General features: G+C 46.5%; 16 protein-coding genes. 6 read left to right on the top strand and 10 right to left on the bottom strand.

Annotation, left to right across the window (positions count from 1 at the left end; genetic code table 11):
- Positions 1 to 17: 17 nt before the first annotated feature.
- The 8 genes from cysQ to F8C67_RS06255 all read right to left on the bottom strand — a co-directional run bounded on the left by cysQ (position 18) and on the right by F8C67_RS06255 (position 11,991).
- Positions 18 to 812 (bottom strand): 3'(2'),5'-bisphosphate nucleotidase CysQ, encoded by a 795-nt coding sequence (cysQ, locus tag F8C67_RS06290; RefSeq protein WP_151666967.1) that lies wholly within the window; start codon positions 810 to 812, stop codon positions 18 to 20.
- A 72-nt stretch (positions 813 to 884) separates the two neighbouring features.
- Positions 885 to 1,595: an energy transducer TonB gene (locus F8C67_RS06285; RefSeq protein WP_151666966.1), complete on the bottom strand. Its 711-nt coding sequence runs from the start codon at positions 1,593 to 1,595 to the stop codon at positions 885 to 887.
- A 53-nt stretch (positions 1,596 to 1,648) separates the two neighbouring features.
- The gene (locus tag F8C67_RS06280; RefSeq protein ID WP_151666965.1) at positions 1,649 to 2,347 is read right to left on the bottom strand and encodes an energy transducer TonB; all 699 of its coding nucleotides are present in this window, start codon (positions 2,345 to 2,347) and stop codon (positions 1,649 to 1,651) included.
- Positions 2,348 to 2,396: 49 nt separating this feature from the next.
- Complete coding sequence (locus tag F8C67_RS06275) at positions 2,397 to 2,714, bottom strand: VanZ family protein (protein ID WP_151666964.1); 318 nt, start codon at positions 2,712 to 2,714, stop codon at positions 2,397 to 2,399.
- Between the two features lie 58 nt (positions 2,715 to 2,772).
- On the bottom strand, positions 2,773 to 3,153 hold the full coding sequence (gene gcvH / locus F8C67_RS06270; RefSeq protein ID WP_151666963.1) for a glycine cleavage system protein GcvH: 381 nt from the start codon (positions 3,151 to 3,153) through the stop codon (positions 2,773 to 2,775).
- Positions 3,154 to 3,204: 51 nt separating this feature from the next.
- The gene (sov, locus tag F8C67_RS06265) at positions 3,205 to 10,455 is read right to left on the bottom strand and encodes a T9SS outer membrane translocon Sov/SprA (RefSeq protein ID WP_170266380.1); all 7,251 of its coding nucleotides are present in this window, start codon (positions 10,453 to 10,455) and stop codon (positions 3,205 to 3,207) included.
- Between the two features lie 86 nt (positions 10,456 to 10,541).
- The gene (gene ruvA / locus F8C67_RS06260) at positions 10,542 to 11,120 is read right to left on the bottom strand and encodes a Holliday junction branch migration protein RuvA (RefSeq protein WP_151666961.1); all 579 of its coding nucleotides are present in this window, start codon (positions 11,118 to 11,120) and stop codon (positions 10,542 to 10,544) included.
- 166 nt (positions 11,121 to 11,286) lie between these two features.
- Entirely contained in the window at positions 11,287 to 11,991 is a 705-nt protein-coding gene (locus F8C67_RS06255; protein WP_151666960.1) for a T9SS type A sorting domain-containing protein, read from the bottom strand.
- 96 nt (positions 11,992 to 12,087) lie between these two features.
- Here F8C67_RS06255 and F8C67_RS06250 point away from each other — a divergent pair, with 96 nt between their 5' ends.
- The 5 genes from F8C67_RS06250 to F8C67_RS06230 all read left to right on the top strand — a co-directional run bounded on the left by F8C67_RS06250 (position 12,088) and on the right by F8C67_RS06230 (position 17,762).
- Positions 12,088 to 14,040, top strand: a complete 1,953-nt coding sequence (locus F8C67_RS06250; RefSeq protein WP_151666959.1) for a T9SS-dependent choice-of-anchor J family protein — start codon at positions 12,088 to 12,090, stop codon at positions 14,038 to 14,040.
- A 78-nt stretch (positions 14,041 to 14,118) separates the two neighbouring features.
- Entirely contained in the window at positions 14,119 to 14,601 is a 483-nt protein-coding gene (locus F8C67_RS06245) for a TlpA family protein disulfide reductase (RefSeq protein ID WP_151666958.1), read from the top strand.
- Positions 14,598 to 16,295: a DUF6029 family protein gene (locus F8C67_RS06240; protein ID WP_151666957.1), complete on the top strand. Its 1,698-nt coding sequence runs from the start codon at positions 14,598 to 14,600 to the stop codon at positions 16,293 to 16,295. The genes F8C67_RS06245 and F8C67_RS06240 overlap by 4 nt, the downstream gene beginning before the upstream one ends.
- 7 nt (positions 16,296 to 16,302) lie before the next feature.
- Positions 16,303 to 17,157, top strand: a complete 855-nt coding sequence (locus tag F8C67_RS06235; RefSeq protein ID WP_151666956.1) for an Omp28-related outer membrane protein — start codon at positions 16,303 to 16,305, stop codon at positions 17,155 to 17,157.
- Positions 17,157 to 17,762 carry a porin family protein gene (locus F8C67_RS06230; RefSeq protein ID WP_151666955.1) on the top strand — a complete coding sequence of 202 codons (606 nt, stop codon included), beginning with the start codon at positions 17,157 to 17,159 and terminating at the stop codon, positions 17,760 to 17,762. The genes F8C67_RS06235 and F8C67_RS06230 overlap by 1 nt, the downstream gene beginning before the upstream one ends.
- Here F8C67_RS06230 and queG read toward each other — a convergent pair.
- Complete coding sequence (gene queG / locus F8C67_RS06225; protein ID WP_151666954.1) at positions 17,753 to 18,676, bottom strand: tRNA epoxyqueuosine(34) reductase QueG; 924 nt, start codon at positions 18,674 to 18,676, stop codon at positions 17,753 to 17,755. The genes F8C67_RS06230 and queG overlap by 10 nt on opposite strands.
- Positions 18,676 to 19,701, bottom strand: coding sequence for a Holliday junction branch migration DNA helicase RuvB (gene ruvB, locus F8C67_RS06220; RefSeq protein WP_151666953.1), 1,026 nt, complete (start codon positions 19,699 to 19,701; stop codon positions 18,676 to 18,678). The genes queG and ruvB overlap by 1 nt, the downstream gene beginning before the upstream one ends.
- Positions 19,702 to 20,448: 747 nt before the next feature.
- Between ruvB and F8C67_RS06215 the strand changes: the two genes are divergently transcribed.
- Positions 20,449 to 21,501: a helix-turn-helix domain-containing protein gene (locus F8C67_RS06215; protein WP_170266379.1), complete on the top strand. Its 1,053-nt coding sequence runs from the start codon at positions 20,449 to 20,451 to the stop codon at positions 21,499 to 21,501.
- Positions 21,502 to 21,515: the final 14 nt, after the last annotated feature.

The following is a 21,515-nucleotide window of genomic DNA, read 5'->3' as shown; positions in this document are numbered from 1 at the left end:
CCAAGACGATATTGTTCCTACTTTACTAGAAAGTAAGGATTTAGCAAATCACGCTTATTGTACTGCAACGGCTCGCCAGAACTTGGGATAACCATCTGCTTCCCAACACCTAAAACCAAGGCATGTCCAGCCGCTGTATCCCATTCCATGGTCGGAGCAAAACGCGGGTATTCATGCGCCTCGCCTTCAACGACCATACATATCTTCAATGAGCTGCCCTTCGACATGATTTCAACATCACCGTGCTCCTCCTTAAGTGAATCGATGTACTCCTTTGTATCGTCGTTCATGTGAGAACGGCTTCCAACTACCGTGAAGGTTTTTGGTGTATTGCCCGGAAGCTTGGTCGCTGCCGTCATTAGTTCGTCCATCGAATCAAACTGCGTATCTGACGAAATGCGCTCAACTTTAAACGATCCTATCGCTGTCCCGCCAAAATAAAGTGTGTGTTTCACTGGAACGTAAATCACTCCGAACACAGGCACACCATTCTCAACCAAGGCAATGTTCACAGTGAATTCACCATTTCTTTTGATGAATTCCTTAGTTCCGTCTAACGGGTCCACAACCCAAAGGGTTCCCCATGCAGACCTTTCCTCGAAGGCAATCGACTTTCCTTCTTCACTCAATACCGGAATATCCGTCTGGTCAAGCCATTTCATAATGGCCGTATGGGCAGCCATATCGGCTTCCGTGAGCGGAGATTTATCTTCCTTCTCGAGAACTTTAATAGTTTCTTCTTTGTGGTAAACGTCGAGGATAGCTTTTCCACCGTCTAGTGTTGCGTGGATTGCGGATGTGTACTTGTCCATTCTAGGCTTCGATTTTCGGCATAAAAAAACCTCCCAAGGTGGGAGGTTTCAAAGGTACATACCTTTATGCTTTTATTGAATACGTGCGTTAATTGGCACTGTGTAAGTCATACGTACTGCTCGACCACCAACTTTCGCTGGAGTCATTTTAGGAAGGGCTGCCTTTACAGAGCGAACCGCTTCTTGGTCGATACTCGCATCACCAGAAGAACGAACGATTTGTACGTTGGAGATGCTTCCGTCGCGTTCGATGATGAAGTTTACATACGCCTTACCACCTGTACCCATTTGACGGGCGATAGCAGGGAACTCGAACTCCGCACCAATGCGTGAACGAACTTGAGTTTCGAAGCAACGATACTTGTCATCATTTGTTGGCTCACCTTCACATCCAGGGAATACTGGGTAGGCTTCTACACGAACAAAGTCAAATACCTCATCAGATGCTTCGGCAACTTCCTCGATCAAAGCGATCTCAGTGTCTTCTGAAACTTCAGTTGACTCGAGCTCGATTTCGTCGATTTCGATATCATCTTCCACAACTTCGAGCACCTCAGGCGGAGCTTCTGGCGGTGGTGGTGGCTTAGGCATATCAGGCTTGGTAATTGGAATTACCTCCTCTTCAATGTTTCCGCCTTCAATAGCGAGACCTTTTACTTTCTCTGGGTAGAACTTAGCTGACATGAGCCCGTAGATCACTACAAGCCCGAGTACCAATCCGATATCACGGAAGAGGCCTCTTCTCAACTCAAGATTTGCTTTTTCTGTCTTTCTCGATTTCATACGAAGAAATTTCTGGTGCTAAGATAATAGGATTCCTAGAATAATTTGTCATCTCATCGACTAAGTCGCACTGGTAAGTACAACTTAACCGCCTGGTCATGTCCATTTCGCTGTCCCGGCATAAATGGCGGCAAATTCATCATGATTTCCTTTAGTTGGATCTCAATGTGTGCCGATGGAGCGCGAAGCACTTGCACACTGCTGATTTTGCCCTGTGTATCTACAACGAACTCAATGTAAACTGTTGTTGTGTACGGCACATTGAAGTCGTCTATTTTCAATTTTTCTTGAATCTGTTGACGAAGCGATTCTCGCATACACTCCGTTCTGTCGTCGGCGCTCACCGTTTCACAACCGCTGTATATCGGAAGTCTCGAAAGCGCAAATTCGTCGACCGGAATGGTGTAGTCGATTCCTGGAATAGGTTCGATGACCGCATATTGATCATCATCGCCCAATCCTAAATCAGTCTTAGTATCTACGAACGAAGGCTCTTCATAGTTGGTGAAGATTTCGTCGTTCACCTGATCGTAATTGGTCTCTTTGGGAACTTCTCTTTGCTGTCGATAGGTCTGAGGAATAATTGTGACCACATCCGTATCCCGGGGTGCAGGAGGCAATACAGCCACCTCTTTATCGATAAAGGTCCATTCGAGTGTGGTGAGAGCTGCCACGAGAGCGAGCACTAGTCCAACCATAAAGAACGTCACTCGATAACGTTCAAGGCTTGCAGAGGATTCTTTACGTGCCATAATGAGGAATATTGATTCACTCAACAGAACACAAGAACCAGACCAACTTTTAAGCGGTCTTTACAAGTCGTCTGTAAATCAAAAATGAAACTAGTGAACCCAGAATGGCTCCGACTGAATTCGCTCCTATATCTGCAAACTCAAAATGGCGGTACGTAGTGAGGGAAGCCTGGGCAAATTCAATGAATACCCCAAAGAGTATTGAACTGGATAACACAAATAAGGTCTTGCGAAAATCTAGCACACCCATTTTGAAGTATGCCCAACTTAATGCCGCAGAAAACACCACATAAATGCCTCCATGAATCACCAAATCATTCATCTCCACAAGTGTATTCGGAAGCTCTTGGGATGGCAATAAGCTCATCACCAAAATAAAAACACCCCAGCTTACGACTGGGGTGTAATATTTAAAGGATGCTTTCTTAGCCCCCAATGTGATCTTTGTATTCGTCAGCAGACATCAATCCGTCCACCTCCGAGCTATCACTCATCTTAATTTTGATCATCCATCCGTCACCGTATGGATCTCCGTTCACCTTCTCTGGCTCATCCGCTAGAAGTTCGTTCACTTCCGCAACCTCTCCAGAAATTGGCATGAACAAATCAGAAACTGTTTTCACGGCTTCTACCGAACCAAATACTTCTTCCGAATCGAGCGTCTCGCCTTCTTGATCGATATCAACAAAAACAATATCACCAAGCTCGCTTTGAGCAAAGTCTGTAATACCTACTACGGCAACATCTCCCTCTACACGAATCCACTCGTGATCTTTAGAGTACTTGAGTTCAGCTGGAATATTCATGAGTGTAAATTTTTCACAAATGTATGAGATTCCGACCCTGACTTGCAAGCATCAGTTTGCTAAACTCAAACGAACTGCAATACCGGTTTGAACACGGTTGGTCGGGAAGGCACTTGAAGTTTTGAATGTCGCGATGTTCTGATCGTAGTAGAACTGTGCCGTGATTCTTCGCGAAAGCTTGTAATCAGCTGTAAACTTGATGGTTGTCAAACGCTGACCCGCTGTCACCTGATCGTCACCCTGCGCAATACGACGAATTACCGTGATGTTATCTCTAATCGACAAATCGAGACGTAACTCCAAGTTAGAGTTGACAGCCGTTCGGTTTCTACCAGTGCGAATCAAGTTGAACTTCACATCCTTGATAATGTAACCGGCGCCGATTGTGAATTCATTGCCCTTTGTATCCGTAATCTGTTGGTTCGCCAAGCTCAATGAGATGTTTCTATCGCGGTTGTAGTCAATCTTGAAGGTTGTGTTGTTCTTCATTCTCATGTTGAACCCTACAAGAGGACGGAAGCTCTCGGACATCGTAACCTGACTTACCTGATTCTCCGGCATAAAATCACCCGTTGGATCAATCGGATTAACTGTTGGATCTTCTAGGATTGCCTGCTGACGCAACAGGTTAGTCTGATAGTTCGCAATCTGCATTGTAGAATTGTACGAAGAACTCAACGTGAAGCTTGAGAATTTCTCCTTGAACCATTCCAAACGCATCAATCCAGTGTAGTTCACTCGCCAATTCGGCATCGGAATTCTTGGAAGCTCATCCAAGCTCAACCCTACTTGATCAATTGGATCTCCACCGTAAGCAGATATGAAGGATGGAATCATCGCCTGCTGGGAATAAACGGAGTATCCGACATAGCCACTGTCCTGGCGGTCAATCAGCTGGTAGTTCGGATCCTGTCCACTATTGAAGTAGTCTTGCGCCAATCTTTCTGAAGCCACAAATCGGTTCTCCAAGAACTTATCGTAAGCAGCCGATTCACTACCCGCAGATTCAAAAGCGCTTCCCCATGCAATCCAAGAGATGTTGTAGGTGTTCATCGCCATAGGATTCAAAAACTGGAATCCTTCGCCGTAGGCATCACGTAAGACTTGGTCATCCGGGTGATCTCCAACATATCGGAACACACTGCTAAAGTTATATCCGGTTTGACGTGTAAAGTTGAGATCAATTCTCAAGTCCTTGATCGGCTCCACCGTACCGCGAATTTGCAAGTTGGTGTTGCGCGTCTCTGTGTAGCGATTAGGCTGACCTCGCTTTTGCGTGAGATAGATGTTGTCGCCTTCTCCAGGAGATTCCGAAAGTTCCAATTCTGCCAACTGTTCCGCAACCGGCGTTTGGAAACCAAAGGCGAATGGCACTCCTGGAGCCCATCCATTAACATCGCTCATACCGAAGAATACAGGCTCCGGAAGGTATCCCGGGAGCAAGGTTCCTTCCGTAAGGGTGTATGTTCCCGTAACGTTTTTCACCATGGTAAGGAGCCCAACTCCAAATCGAGCTGCCTTCATGCCGAAGCCTTCCTTGCCATCGTCTTCATCTTCTTCTAACGTACTCTGCTGCTGATTGCTTCCCGGAAGCTGACGACGAACAGGTCCGTTCCTGCGCATCTGTTGTGAAGGTTGAGAAAGGCGATTGATAAAACCAAACTTGTTATAAAGTGTGGTCATGTTCAAGTTTAAGTTCCCCTGCCAATTTGAACTGTTCTGTATGGTGTTCCCATAGTTCAAGGCCGTATCCTGTTGAGCTCTCAGTGAAATGGCGTTCCAATCGTAATCACCCGAGTATCGAACACTAGCATTGATGAATTGGAGGTATGGAATCTTGTCAATCGGTAGTTGCCACGTCAAGTTAATCTGCTGGTGGAACTGTGTAGGTCGTCCGAAGTCGCGAAGGTTGTTATTTAGGAACTCTTGCGCATTCGGATTATTAATTGGACCGGCAAGCTCATCGAATCGTACGCGTTGTACCGCATTGTAGTCCATCTTCAACCTCTCCGTAAAGTCCCAAGCGAGGTTGTAATTTCTATCCATCGTGAAGTTCTTGTTCCAGTTCACTGGAAGGGCGAACTTCGGATCAGGGTTGTCCACATTACGCATTTGTAGCTGCTGATAGGAGCGCACCACGTCACCTCTGAAGCTGAATCGCTGTGGATAGAGTTGGAAGTTAAAGTCCCGAATCAATGCGAGATACTCGCTCGAGATCATACTCTCAAATGGCTTCAGCTTAGTCGCGTTTGTTTGATAAGTATAGTTCAAGGTTCCTCTGTGGTCAACCCTCCTATCTAATCTCGTATTGATGTTTCTGCGGTACACTTCGGAGAAGCTATAGCTGACCGAGAAGTTTTCGATATCATAAATCTGAGGTGCCCGACCGCTTGCTCCACTTCGTTCTTTGCGAACGTTTGTGAAGTTCACATCACGTCGAATTGTGTAGTCCTGCGAGGCTTGCTTCAAACTGTCTCTTTGGGCTTGCGTCTCTAAGTTTTCCACCGCCACAGGGAACTCGATATCCGGATCAAGTGGGTTGAACATCGGATTCTTCCACTCTTCACTCAAGTTGAAGAACACCGGAACTCGAATTCCATAGTCGTCGTTGAAGAACTTCCCTAGTTCTACGTTTGTTTGAAGGTTGTAGCTGAGCGCCTCAAACTGATTCCGTTCTTGAGGCCCTTGATCCAGACTTCCGAATCCGACCGAACTATAGTTACCCGTAACGCTAACGTTGGCAAAGTCGGCCAACTTCGCAGTCATTCGAGCATTGGCTGCCCATCCACCGCGGTTGTCAAATTCGGTCATTCGAAGCTCGTTCACCCAAACCTCAGCACACTTAGCTTGACCGTCATCAGGGCCATTCAACACGCGCTTCGGATTTCGAATACCGATCATCACCGTTCGAACATTCCCTAGGTTCGGACTACCGAGTACGCCGATTTGTCCTCCTCCTCGCGAAACGGTGTAGAGCGTCTGGCGGTTCATGTTTGGATCACCCTGCATCGCACGATCTCTCTCCAATTTCACATCGGTCAGATCGTCGAAGTCTAAGTCGATATTGTTCGCCGTTGGCCAAACGTTGTTCGGATTGTTATCGCCCCACTGGGTAACTGTAAGTGGAAGTTCAAATTCGTAGTAGTTGCTGTTGTAGTCAGATCCCAAACGAACGAAGAGGTTGATGTCTCCATCCTTCAATATCTCGCTTGCAGAACCCGCTTCCGCGTGGGCAAACATCTTTAGTCTACCATACATACGCATGTCCAGCTGGAGGTTGCGGAAAACCGCTCTGGCATCACCGTCCTCTAGGTTGCATACGTACATAGAAAGCGACTGCTCGTTTTGCTGTACCGTTGAAGTGTTGCCAAATAGAATCTGTCGCTCAATACCTGGAGGAAGCACGTAGTTGATTGGATCTCTATCTCCGTTCTCTTCGAGGTTTACTGCGTTAACATTGAAGATAGTATTCGTGGAGCCGTCAATTGGAACTTGTTCATTGAGGTTCGCCAAGTCGAATTGGTATCTTCTCCACTCACCTCTCACTAGATCAAGACGTGCAAAACGCACAACGGTTTTCTGGGCAAAGCCCCTCATGATCATACGGATGAATCGGATAGATCGGAAGTCGTTGATTTGACCAATGCGCTGATCGGGTTCAAAGATTGGAATCTTAAACTGAATCCAGCGGGTTGGACGACTTTGTCCGTTTGGCGTAGGAGCGTTCGTTTCGTAGATGTCGGTGATGTAATTCTCCCCTACCGTTTGGAGGTCTTCTCTCCTGAGTGATACTCGATACTGGAAGTAAGTTTCCGTTTTGCTCAAGGTCAAGTCGCGGTTTACATCTTCCTTATCCGGAAGGTTTGTCGCGAACGCAGGGAAGCCGCCCACTTGATCTGTACTTGAGTTACCTTCCGTACCGTTGAAATTTTTGTAGCGTTCGAGGACATCTGCATTGGCATCGTCTAGCGCCTGACCTCGATAGTAGGTAAAGTCATCGGCAGATGGGTCATTGTTCGCCGAAGCATATGCGTTCGATGCGGTTCCGAAAGCCGCCTCAATTCTCTGGAGGTAGGTCTGACTACCTTGATACGACCATCCGCGTTCTTGTTCGGTGGTCAATCCATCGAGACCAATATCCTGATTCGGACGCGCATCTGGATCGTTGTCGAAGGCATCAACGATAGGCTGGTTTTGCGATGTATAACCCCAAACCGTTGAATCGAGTGACCCAATTGAGCCATCAGCGGCCAATCCATTCTCGAAGCTTTGTCGGCCATCCTTTAAGATATCCTCAGAAACGGATCCAAGGTTGAAGTACAAATCACCGCCAGGGTTGTTGGCATCATCTGCTTCAAGGTATGGGTCCATGATCCAGAACTGAATAAACTCGATGTTCTGTTCCTCGAAGTTATTTACCTGAAGCGGTCGCATGATGCCACCCCATCTCGATTCTGGATCTCGGAGCTCACCATCCGCATTTATACCGGCTGAATAGTTCGTTGGCTCTACTTCGAAGTTATACGGGCCACGTTCGTTCGGATAGAACGCCAAGTCGAACATGGCGATGTTACGCACAGTAGTTCCTTGTTGGAGACTCGTATTCGGGAAAACCTCCTGTATATCTACAGGACGTTGTCTGTGATCGGAAATGATGTCCTTGTCTGCGCGGATATTGTCTGGAGTTTGCGCATTATCTGCATAAAAAACTGGATCAATAATGTACCAAGCAAGTTTCGCACGGTTGTAGTTGTACGCTAGATCCTGACTCAAATCACCTTCGGGGAATAGAGCGGGTTGATTGGCCGGAGTACTCGCTAAGAGCCAGCTTGTCGCTCCTCGGATATCAATATTCGTCTGGCTACTTTCAAAGTCGTCGATATACGTCGTAGCCCCATCATCACCAATCTTAATTCCGCTTGGAGATCCTGGAATCATGTGTGCGAATTCACCCTGGAACTGAATGCTTGAAGGTTCTTTGGTATCGATAAAAGGAATTGCATCCACGATGCGTGTTAGCACCGGCACATTTTGGCTGTACTGTGTATTCAGACCGTAAATAGTGTTGGCAATAGGTTCATCGCCAATGTTTACTTTCTGAGTTAGCGGTCGCTCGCGAAGGTGGAGAATTGCCCCGCCGACATTAAAATTGTCGCTGACACGGTGGTCGAAGGTTGCTCCAGCGAAGGTCTTTGTTTGGAAGTTGAACAGGCTGTTGTTCTCAAAGCTCACGTTAATTGGAACACCCGAGTTTAAGATACTCTCGTTGATGATACGAACTTGTCCAAGGTTATAATCGACCGTATAATCTTGTCCTTCTGTTAGTTTGGCGCCACCGGCGGAAACAGTTACCGACCCTTGCGGAATATTGAAGGCATTAAGTTGAATGACGGAACCTGAGGAGGATTTGTATTGACCTTTGAGGAGGAACTTGTTCTTTGCGGTTTGATCTTGTGCTCTAAATCGGGTTGAATCGTAGAGTTCTTGGTAGACGTATTGATCTCTCGCTTCTTCTGTATCGAGGTTGTCTGAAAGATTCTGACCGAATGGCTCGAGTACTGGGAAGTATAGTCGACCATTTTGAGGATTGATGGTGATTCCGTCAACGAAGTCAAACATACCATCGGGAACAGGGTCGTTGTTGAAGTTCAACTGGTCGAGCTTCATCACGTTGAGTAGTAGCGTGTCTTCGAGGTTTGAATTAGGAAGGAATGGAATTGGCGTTCCTGTTTCGTCATTCATGTAAAGAACCTGAAGACGGAAATCTTCGCGACTCACTTGGAATGCTCCTAGTGAATAAACGTTCTTCATCATCAAGTCCCAAATTGGAATCTTCACATCCAAAATGGTACTCTTCAACATCTTTACGACAAGTGTGCTTGGCGGATTGACACCATCGGTGGAGAATTCACCTACTTGATAGGTTTGTCCAAATGCGGTGTACTGGAATGCAACGGCAAGAACTTCATCTTGATTCAGTGCCTCATTAAGGGAAATCGTACCTAGTTGAGGGTCGAGCTTATACTGCGAAGGTTGAAGTTTTCTCGCGTTGGTAAGCTCAACATATTCGGTCGACTCGATGAATCCAGCTGAATTCAGGACGGCATTTACATCGCCGATATCGCGAACTCCTGGGTATTGGGCCGTCAATTCTGCCGGATCAAGTTGGTTGGCCCCATTATTAGGGAACTCTGAAGTAGATGAACCAGGGAAGATATCCGGGCCTCCAAGTGGACGGTTGCCGTCTCGATAGGCCGCATTCTGATTTTCACCAAGGTCCATGAAAGCCACGATGTTACGCACATCCTGCGTTACCGATCTTCTATTTGTAACCCAAACCTCAACTTTGGTAATTTGAATGGGTGAGTTAATCACCGGCATGGTCGACAACCACTCTTCGTAGTGGTTGCGGAAATATTGGCTGAGGAAGTAGTGGCGGTTTGCTTCGTATTGATCGCCCCAGATTTCAAACTCTTGCTGAGTTGCGCCCCCTTGAATGCTTAGGGACTGTGATTGAGAGCGTTGTTCTGAGAATACGGAGGTGATTGTGGTCTTTCCGAATTGGAACTTACCCTTCACCCCAAAGAGACTCTGTGCACCAGTGATAAGGGAAGAGTTCACAGGAAGTGATACGTTACCCATTTCGAGGTTCTTGATGATATCGTCTTCCTGTCCCTGGAATTCCAATTTCATCTTGTTCTCAAAGGCGAATGTTGCCTCGGTATCGTAGTTCGTACTCAATCGGAGTCGTTCTCCAATCTTTCCGGTGATGTTCATCTGAATCCGTTGGTCGAAGTCGAACGCGAAAGTGCGCTGGTTACGGACAGGGATGATGGGGTTTTCGATTTTCTGATAGCGACCTCCGAATCTAATTTCGGCGGTACCTTGTGGACGGATTTCGATGGTATTCCCTCCAAAGATATCGGCGAAGGTTTCGCTGTTGATTTGGATATCTGGGATGAGGCCGTCACTTTCTCTGTCGTCACCGCTACCCCCGCTGGAAGTAGCTCTAGAGGTCTGTTCGACTCTTTCCGGGAAGTACTCCTGATCGATTTCAGTGAAAACGCGATCATAATACTGTTGTGAGGTAAGAATGATGGGATCGCCATATGGTACGTTCCCGATGTACTTCTGAATGGTGTAGAAACCTGTTGCGGGATCGAAAGTAACCTCTTCGCGGACATTTGATGGATCGTTGAGGTATACGCCGCCGGACTCTCCGTCTGGAATAGGATAGATGAGGGAGTCGGGGTCGCCCGTATCGACTAACGCGATGGCAGAGGGGGCTTCATATCCAGACACGAACTCGCTCGAGGTACTGAAGGACCAGAGCAAAGGAAGCGCTATGAGGATAGGCAATAAAGGTTTTGCGACAGATAGTCTCAAGCCTATAGTTTCTGAAGGGCGTTTTTAATAATCAGTTCTACGGAAGCCTCTGGCTCCTGTGCAAGATGCGCGCTTACCACCTTCTCGATGGCTTTACGCGAAAATCCGAGCACCTCCAATGCGACAATTGCTTCTTCTCTAGATGACGAGACTGACGTCGAAATCGAACCTGATTCAGACGAAAGGCCGACCTTATCTTTGAGATCAACAACGATGCGTTGGGCCGTCTTTGCTCCGATGCCTTTAACGCCTTTTAACAGTGCAATATTTTCTGACCTGATTGCCATTTCCACTTCGTCAGGTAAAAGAGAGCTGAGGATCATCCTGGCGGTATTCGCACCGACCCCCGAAACACTGATGAGTAGTCTAAAGATTTCCCTTTCACTTTCGTGAGCGAATCCGTACAACACGTGTGCGTCTTCTCGAACTGCGAGATGAGTGTAGATCATTACGTTTTCATCATCGCCAATTTGAGCATAGGTGCTCAGCGAAATATTCACGTAATACCCCACTCCATGGCATTCTACGACCACAAAGGTTGGATTCTTCTCAACGAGGCGTCCTCTGAGATGATGGTACATTCAGGTTGTCTTTAAATCTTTCTAAGGCAGCGACTTCGACATCGGCGCGGCTGGAAAACGCCAAAAGTATGAAAATCGTACACCGTGTTAAAAGAAATTTAAAATGGCGGGAAATAAAAAAGGGACTCGAATATCGAGCCCCTTCTATATTGAGTTGCGAAGAATCTTATCTAGAGATTACAATTCGCTGAGTGTCTTGTAGATTTCCGCTGGAAATGGTTTGTAGCATGTACACGCCTGCTGGCAATTCACGCACATCCATTCTCATGTCTGTCAATCCAGAGAAAGACTGTGACTTCACGGTAACGCCAGCAAGGTTTACTAACCTAACTGTACCTTCAGACATGTTCTGGAGGCTGATATTGATAAAGTCACTTGCTGGATTTGGATATACATTCACATCCTTCGCTTCAACTTCGATTGTTGAGATGGTAGGTGAAACGTTTACCTGGAACGTTACATCGAGGTAATCGCTTGGGTCTGCCGTATTGTAAAAGCGGTAAACCAAAGAATCATTTCCTGAAACATTGTTCCCTCTTACATATACACCGATGTAGAAGTCTGTGTTGCGACCACCTGCAGGGATAGTCACGCCTCCAAAATTGCTGCTATCCGTACCAACGCCGTAGCATAGGTCCCAGCAGAAATAGTTGCTATCTGCGATACTCGAATAACCGTTGTCAATGCGAGCAACGTGGTAAGTTGCTTCAGCTCCGTTATTGGTAACAGTCACGTGCGCCTTTACTTCGTGTAAATAAGTAGAGTTGGCATTTGTGGTTTCATCGTATTGTGTAAGCTCTAAAGTTTGAGCTCCTAATTTTCCTCCGAAAACCAGTAAGGTGGCGAGAATCAGCGTGTAAAGTTTCTTCATTTTCGTAACTTCAAGTGTAAAAAACTCTGAAAAGAGTGGTTACAAATTTAAACAAATCTTAATTTGTGCCGCGATAACCCTTAATTGTTTGTTTCCATGAAGAAGCTTTACACAGTTTCGTTGGCGCTTTTGTCGCTAGCGAGTTTCGGTCAGGCGAACCGCGTCGTCTTGATTGAAGAATTTACCGGAGAGAATTGCCCTCCTTGCGCCCAATACAATCCTGGGTTCGATGCAATTGTCTCAGCAAACCCGAATACAGCAGTAATGTTGAAGCACCAAGTGCCGATTCCTTCTGCTGGTCCTATTTACCTAGGATGGACTACAGATTCTGATGATCGTAGGTCTTATTACTCCGTAACCAGCGCACCAAACGGCCGCATGGACGGAGGTCAATTGGCTCCAGGAGCAGGAAGTAACAACCCTGGAAGTTTCACACAGAGCGACTTGACTTCAAGAGCCGCTGTTACTTCATCGTTTAGCATGACTACTTCGCACACTTTGTCTGCTGACCTTGACTCAATCTTCATCACTGTAACTATTCAGAACGTTGACGGATTCACTGTTAACTCTCAGAGTGCAGGTTCATTGAAACTACATGTTTCTGTTATTGAAGAAGATATGCAGTTTGCTACAGCTCCAGGTACTAATGGTGAGACTGAGTTCTACCATGTGAACCGCAAGATGTACCCAAGCCCTGCTGGTATGTCTATTGCTGATTCTTGGCCTGCTAACGGTGCTGCGACTACCTTCACATATGCTGAAGAGTTGCCAATGCACATCTACAACTACAACGAAGTAGCTGTAGTAGCGTACATTCAGGAAGACGGAGACAAGAGCGTACACCAGGCGTCATTCAGCCCTGCTGTTCCTGCTCCAACTAACATTCCTGACATGACTATCTCTAACGCGACTGGTTCTAGCAGCGACCTTTGTGCTGGTACAATCACTCCTGAGTTTGAGATTGAAAACATCAGTGCTGCAACTGCAACTACTGCTGACGTTCAGTACCGCATTAACGGTGGTGCATGGGTAACTCAAGCTTGGACTGGTAGCCTTAGCCAGAACCAAACTGCGACAGTTACATTCCCACAAGCGAACCTTCCTTTCGCTACAAACACTATCGAAGCTCGTGTTGCTAATCCAAACGGATCACGTGACGTGAACAGCTTGAACAACAACATCGATCCTTTCTCTGTGAACGTGATTTCACCAATCGTGAATCCTTCACCATTCACTGGAAACTTCGAGAACGCTCAGTCTGGTAGCGTACCGAACAACATGATCTTGAACGGTAACACTACATACAACACTGTAATTGATGCTGCTTTCATCAACGGAACTGGTCAGTATGGTGGTTTCGCCGCTTCTAACAAGTCAATGCTCTTTGGATTCTTCTACCTTCAGAATGGTGAAGTAGGTGAACTTATCTTCCCTAAGGTTGATATCTCTGGAGAAGCGAACGCTAAGATTCACTTTAACTGGGCTCACCAGTCTTACAGCGGTGAGAACGACAAGCTTGAAATCTTGATTTCTGGTGACTGTGGTGTGACTTGGACTTCTGTATGGATGAAGTCTGGATCTGACCTTATCACAACTCCAACGCCAACAAGCACAAGCCCATTCTTCGCTAACGATCCTACAGATTGGAAAGCATCTACTGCTTACATCCCTGCTAGCCTTCAGAACTCAACAGAGTTGATCGTGAAGTTCGTGGGTACTTCTGACTACGGAAACAACCTCTTCATCGACGATGTGAACATTGCTGCCAACAAGATTGGTGTTGAAGAGAACACTGTAGCTGATGCAGTATTGTTCCCTAACCCTGCTGACCGTTCAGCTGAGCTTTCTTTCGAAGCTGCTGAGGCTGGCATGGTTAACGTAACTGTACTTGACATCAACGGTCGTGCTGTTAGCACAATCAGTAAGGACATCACTGCAGGTGCTCAGAGCATTCAATTGAATGTTGCTGACCTTCCAGCTGGCGTGTACATGGTGAAAGTTCAACAGAACGAAAACGTATCTACACTCCGCTTGAACGTAACGCACTAAGCGTTCGGCACGGACATTGAAATGATAATGAACACCGGCAGAGCGAATCTGTCGGTGTTCCTCATTTAATACAACACCATGAAGAGAATCTTATTCATCCTTAGCTTTGCCATTGCAGCCATCAGCGCTGAGGCACAAATTTTCCCAAATGTTCAAGTGAAAACAATGGAAGGGCAGTCAGTTGACGCCGCTACCATTGAACACGACGGTCCGGTTGTAGTGAGTTTTTGGGCTACGTGGTGCTCTCCTTGTAAAAAGGAACTCGACGCTCTAGCTGAATACTACCTCGACCTCGTAGACGAGACAAACGTGAAGGTCATTGCTATCTCAATCGATGATCCACGTACGGTTCAGCAAGTAATCAATACCGTTAACTCCAAGGCTTGGGATTACGATGTATATCTCGATACAAACAGTGATCTCAAAAGAGCCATGGGTGTGAATAACGTTCCTCACACTATGGTTTATAACTCAGCCGGAGAATTAGTTTATACGAGCAACAAATATGCTCCAGGGGATGAATTCCATCTCATGGAAGTGATTAGAGAAGCAGCAGAGTGAAAAAGCTTTTGATTGCAGGACTGACCCTGATTTGTTCTGCAAGCCTAACCGCGCAAGATGGACAAGGAGAATCTGAGGATTGGGGAACCCTTCACGGGAATTTCCAGTTCGACGGTCAACTTTATGTCCGTGATGAAGCCATCGACCCCGCAGGAGAATTCTATCCAGATGAACGCTTCCTAGGTCAAGGTTTTGCAAACTTCAACTACACCCGCGGAAATTTCCGTGCTGGTGTACGTTACGAAAACTATCAAAATGTAATCCTCGGTTACCCCGAAGGGTTTCGAGGTGAAGGAATCACTTATAGATACCTCCAATACGTTCAAGATGATCTCGACATCACTGTCGGCAACTTCTATGAACAGTTCGGTTCAGGTATGATTTTCCGGGCTTACGAAGAGCGCGGACTTGGTCTCGACAACGTGATGGACGGTGTTCGAATTAGATACACTCCTGTTGCCGGTCTCCAATTAACCGGAGTACTCGGAAAGCAGCGTGTCTACTTCGACAAAGCCCCTGGAGTTGTGCGTGGTATCAATGCCGACCTCAGCTTGAATGAACTCTTCCCTTCTTTCGCGGAGAGTACTTGGAGAATCAATGTAGGAGGTAGCTTCGTGAGCAAGTATCAAGAAGCAAATGACCCTTTTTACAATTTACCGGAAAACGTAGGCGCTGGTTCAGGTCGATTGACCATCCAAAAGGGTGGTTTTCACTGGAATGCTGAGTTCGTTTACAAAGCAAATGATCCGTCTGCTGACAACGGTCTCATCTTCCGCGATGGACTAGGTTTCCTTTCCGAGTTGTCATATTCACAAAGAGGATTCGCAATTAGCGCAAACTTCAAGCGATTGGACAACATGAGTTTTAGGAGTGACCGATACGGTAAGGAGTTCGAAGCCTTCATCAACTACCTCCCTCCTACAACTCAGCTTCACACGTACGCTTTACCAGCATTATTCCCGTACGCCACACAAATCAATGGCGAAGTAGGTCGCCAGCTTCAAGTGGCTTACAAGTTCCAAAGAGGTTCATTCTTTGGCGGAAAGTACGGTACCCACGTTGCCATAAATTACGCGGATGCCTACAGTATTTACAAAGAACCGATTGACGAGACAAAGCCTATCGGCGAAGCCGGTACTGATGGATATGTAACGGATTGGTTCAAGCAAGGTCAAGTTCACTATTACACCGACTTTGATGTGATTGTGACGAAGAAGATCTCCAAAGAGTGGAAGATGATTGCTTCGTATTACAACTTCGCTTATAACAAGTCAGTATTGGAAGACGGTGTTACAGACCAAGTGATTATGGACAATCCTGATGTTCAAGAAATCGCCTACGTGAACGCTGGTGTTCTCGAATTGATCTACACTTTCAAGCCTCGTCACAGTATCCGAATGGAGCTACAAGGCGCATTCTCGGAGCAGTATCGTGGCGACATGGCCATGTTGCTTCTCGAGTACGGCTGGAGCCCACATTGGTTCTTCTCTGCACAGGTAATTTCCAACTACGGGCATACAGATCCCGATCTACAATTGACCTACCCAATAGGTTCTGTTACGTACTTCAGAGGACAAACCCGAATTCAGGTGAGCTATGGTAGACAACAGGCGGGTATCTTCTGCGTTGGAGGTATCTGTCGAGTAGTTCCGCCAAGTAATGGCTTGAGCCTCTCGGTTACAACAAACTTCTAATTGGAGCATGATGAATAGAGGAATGATAAGAGTTGCGGCTATTTTCGGCATCCTTTCGCTGGGGGTGCTTAGCTGTGATGTAATTGACGATCCAATTAAGGGAGATGGACCTGTAAATCCACCTCCAGGAAACGATACGGTGTATAGAAATGTATTTATTGAAGATTTCACCGGCCACCGTTGCAAGAACTGCCCAAAAGCGACTAAAGCAATTGAGCAAATTGTTGGTCTATATGGAGAGCGAGTAATCCCATTGGCTATTCACTCGGGAGCATCCACATTTACGGATCCAAATCCACCTGATTACCCAACCGATTTCACCACACAAGATGGCGATGACATTGCCGCTTTCTTCGGAGGTATTCCAGCACAACCGATCGGTATGGTAAGCCGTGTGGATTATACCGGTTCAGGGTTCAGCCATTTCAAAACGTACTCCTCTTGGGCTGGTGAAACCGCCACTCGAATTGATGAAGTTGCTATAGCAGACATCATCGCCAGTGCAACCATCAATGGAGGTACTATTGAAACTGACGCCGAAGTGATTTACATGGGCGCTCAAAACGGCACCTATAAAATTGCCGTTTACCTCAAGGAGAATGGAATCGTGGCGCCGCAGCTACTGCCGGATGACACGCGGGACCCCGATTATATTCACGAGAATGTCTTCCGAGCTTCCATTACCGCTCCAATGGGCGAGGCCCTCGCGAGTGGAGCCATTGCCGATAGCGCAAGCTTTACGAAGTCATACACCACGCCGCTTGACGGCACTTGGGATTCTTCAAATCTGCAAATTGTTGTCATTTTGATTGATGATAGCAACCAAGAGGTGATGCAGGTTGTACAAGCAGACGTTCAATAATGGCTGTTAGGATAAAGATTCTATTTTGGCTCCTTCTCACATCAACTGTGGGTTGGAGCCAAAATTTTGATGGGGGGTTCTTTGCCGGTTTGACCGGAAATCAGATTGATGGAGACGGACTAGGCGGATATGACCACGTGGGAGTTCAGATCGGCGTCTTCGCCAAACGAACTTTCTCCGATAAATGGTCGGCACGCCTTGAACTTCAATATATCTGGCGAGGGTCTAGAGAACCGGTCTCAGATACATCTGGACTCTACAGAACAGACCTTCATCAGATTTCCATTCCTCTCGTGGCAGTTTATCACTGGGATAAAATAAGCGTTGAGGCAGGTATTTCGGGTGACATAAATGTGATTACTTCAGAGGAGAACATTTATGGTGAATTCGGCCCAGATCCACCATACAACACCTTTGTGCTCAACAGCATTATCGGGGTGAATTACCAAGTAACTGAAGGCTTCGCATTGAATCTTCGTTCCCATTACGGCCTCACTCCTATTCGGGATACGCGCATCGTTCAACGCCCTCCTGGCTTCTTCAACGATTGGATTAAAGGCTCGCGCACCGTCACGATGTCGCTGGCGGCCTACTTCTACTTTTGAAGGAAGTCAAGATTCCTCACAAACCCTTCATACTTTGTGCGCTTAACTGCAGAGCGACGAAAAACTTCATTGAACACGTCGCGTGTTATCTCCATCCACTCTTCCCGCTTCATATCCAGAAGTTCGGGTTTGGGATTAAATCGAGGTTCGCTGTGGGGTTTAGAAAAACGATTCCACGGACAAACATCCTGGCAGATATCGCAGCCGAAGGCCCAATCATTCATTTCACCGGCAAAACTCTCAGGGATGGCATCGCGTAACTCAATTGTGAGGTACGAGATGCACTTTTTAGAATCTACAACATAGGGTTGTATGATGGCTTCGGTAGGACAAGCATCCATGCAGGCCGTACACGAACCACAATGATCGGTGGTAGGTGGGTCAGGTGTGAGTTCTAAATCTAGAATCAGTTCACCGATGAAAAAGAAAGAACCTTCCTTTTTCGTCAGCAACAAACTGTGCTTTCCGATCCATCCAAGTCCACTTTTTGCCGCCCATGCGCGATCTAATACTGGGGCTGAATCCACAAAAGCACGTCCGTCCACCTCTCCAATCTCTTCCGTGATGAAATTCATCAGCTCGCGAAGCTTGTCTTTAATGACATAGTGATAATCTTCTCCGTAGGCGTACTTAGCTATCTTCGGAGCATCACCATGTTGAACTTTTTCTGGAAAGTAATTCAATGTGAAGCTAATCACGCTTTTGGCCCCTGGGACAAGAAGAGTTGGATCGAGCCGCTTGTCAAAATGGTTCTCCATCCACTTCATGGTACCGTGGTGATTTTGATTTAACCACCTTTCGAGACGTGGAGCTTCGTCTTCTAGAAATTCTGCCTTTGATATACCGCACCCTGTAAAGCCAAGCTCTTGTGCTCTACGTTTTATAAGTTGGGCATTTTCGGTTGGGTTCGACATCAATCGAACAGACCACGTTGATCTGCGGGTTTGGTTCTATCTAAGTGCTTGTATGCCTTGTCGGTAGTCATCCTTCCGCGAGGAGTGCGTACGAGATATCCCTCTTTGATGAGATAGGGTTCGTAAACTTCCTCTAAGGTATCCGCTTGCTCTGAAACGGCTGTAGCTAGCGTGGTGAGACCAACTGGGCCACCTCTAAACTTGTCGATGATGGCGGACAAAATTTTGTTGTCCATGTCATCCAAGCCATGCTCATCCACATCCAGTGCGTTGAGGCCGTACTTCGCGATTTCAATATCAATCGCACCATTTCCTTTCACTTGTGCAAAGTCTCGCACTCTGCGAAGTAGGGCATTGGCAATTCTCGGTGTTCCGCGACTTCGACGCGCGATTTCGACTGCTGCATTTGGGTCTAGCTCAACTTCGAGGATGTCCGCACTGCGCTCTACAATATTGGAAAGCAATTCGGTATTGTAGTATTCAAGTCGTGAATTGATTCCAAATCTAGCTCTAAGAGGAGAAGTGAGTAGGCCGGAACGTGTCGTAGCGCCTATCAAGGTGAATGGATTCAGGCCAATTTGCACGGTTCGCGCATTTGGCCCGGTTTCAATCATGATGTCAATCTTGAAATCTTCCATGGCCGAATAGAGGTACTCCTCTACGATTGGGCTAAGTCGATGGATTTCGTCAATAAACAGAACGTCGTTTTCCTCGAGGTTGGTTAATAGCCCAGCAAGATCACCAGGCTTATCGAGTACTGGACCGCTGGTCACCTTTATACCAACTCCAAGTTCGTTTGAAATGATGTTTGCAAGGGTAGTTTTCCCAAGTCCGGGAGGACCATGAAGGAGAACATGGTCGAGGGCTTCACCTCGGCCCTTGGCGGCAGCTACGAATACACGGAGATTCTCAAGAACCTTGTCTTGCCCGGCAAAATCATCAAACGAGGCGGGCCGTAATTTTTTCTCTACATCGAGTTCTTCGGGAGAGAAAGCTTCTTCGTCCCCATCGAGCATTCTGTTCATAATGCTAAGGTAGGGAATCGCGGGATTACAGGTGGAGGTAGTGCGTTTCTCTATTCAAAAGTAAAGTCACATAGTTAGCAGCCATCAAAATGGACTCAACACTTGGGAACACCAGAGAGGTTCATTGTGAATGGCACATAAATACGATGGTATCAATGCTGGGAAGAGCTGGATTCTTCTCGGGGGCTGGTTAGCCCCTCCCCGGTTTCAAATTACAACGGAATAATCATTCACGATTGATTCTCAGGTGGACAAATTTGTCCAATTGTGTGAAGTTGATAACTAAACGTTTGTATGCGTTTACCACACGAGTAGATCCAGGGAGATTCGTAGCTTGAGAACGGGGAGGGGATGACAATTCCCCGTTTATCCGGCCCCTCATCATTCCGATGATCAAATCACATTTGAAGCCATTTGAAGCCATTAGAAACTTACTGACACATCTTGCGGACGGACTTCTAGATGCAGATGTTGCCTTGAAAGTATGAGCAAAAAAAAGCCCACCGATTTGTTTCGATGGGCTTTTCCGCTTAGGTCGACTGGCGGGTTGAGAGGTTGTGAGAGACCTTCGTCAGTCGATAATTCTTTGGATGTGAGGCCAACTTGGTTTCTAGGTTCTGGTGTAAAAGTAACCTGAATTGGTGTATTGAATTCTCAAATGATGAGAACGAAACGCAATCAATTCTCAAAAAACGAGAATTCAGAATACTATTTTCTCAAATTTTGATAATTTGCTTCTTGGAGTGATTGGAATTCTCAGATTCTGAGAATCTTTTCACCAGAATTCTCTTTACACGCAAAAGAAATATGACTGCTACTGAATTTCATTCGAAGTTCGTTCGCCTATTAGAACGTCAACTTCCAGCGCACACCAAACCAGCAGATCAAATCTCCTCCGACTTAGGTATTTCCACCGCATCAGCTTATAGAAAGCTCAGCGGGAAGTCGCCGTTTAGTACGGAGGAACTGACAACGCTATGCGAAAGATATCTCATATCGCTTGACGAGGCCATGTATTCAGATCCCAGTCAGGTTGTTATTTTCAAAAAAACTCAAGAGGTGGTATCGCTCGAAACCATGGAGCTTTACTTCCACACTACACTCGCGCAGCTAGAAACTCTCCGAAATATTCCTGAGGCGACCTTATACTATGCGGCTAGAGACCTTCCGCTATTCTTTTATTTCAGGTTTCCAAGCCTTGGAGCATTCAAAATATTAGTATGGCTGAAGGATGCAGGTAGCGATTTGATGGAACGTAATGAAGTGTTCGATTTCAACAAGGTTCCCAAAGAACTATTGGAGCTTGGGTATAAATTGAATCAAACGTATTACGACATGCCCACTTCGGAGATATGGACTCCAAGAACTATGGCAAATGTGTTCGAACAGATTCAATACTATTATCGTTCTGGCTTACTACACAAAGAAGATGCAAAGCATGTTTTAGAAGACGTGCGCAAGCTTATCGATGAACGCGAGACGAGAGCCAGAGAGAATGAGAAGAAGGAAAAGATTAAGGCCGAGCTGTACTCATGTGATTTTCTCATGATGGCCAATGGAGCCATGGCTAAGCTTGGTCCCAACAGAATGGCCTGGGTAGCATTTAACGGCATCAATTTCGTGAATACTACAAACCCCAACTTTTGTGAAGATTACGAAAAGGCCTTTCGACAACATGCGAACTTAGGAGTGCTGATCTCGGGTAGCGCTGAGAAGCAGAGATCCGAGTTCTTTCGAAAGCTGAGAGATCAAATTGGGGCGATGGAAAAGCTTTTGGCTATGGATTTGGACTTCGCATAAGGGATGATGGTCAT

This window comes from Phaeocystidibacter luteus (assembly GCF_008933115.1).
Classification (GTDB): Bacteria; Bacteroidota; Bacteroidia; order Flavobacteriales; family Schleiferiaceae; genus Phaeocystidibacter; species Phaeocystidibacter luteus.
The sequence above is the reverse complement of the archived record's forward strand: the minus strand, read 5'-3'. Positions and strand labels throughout refer to the sequence as shown.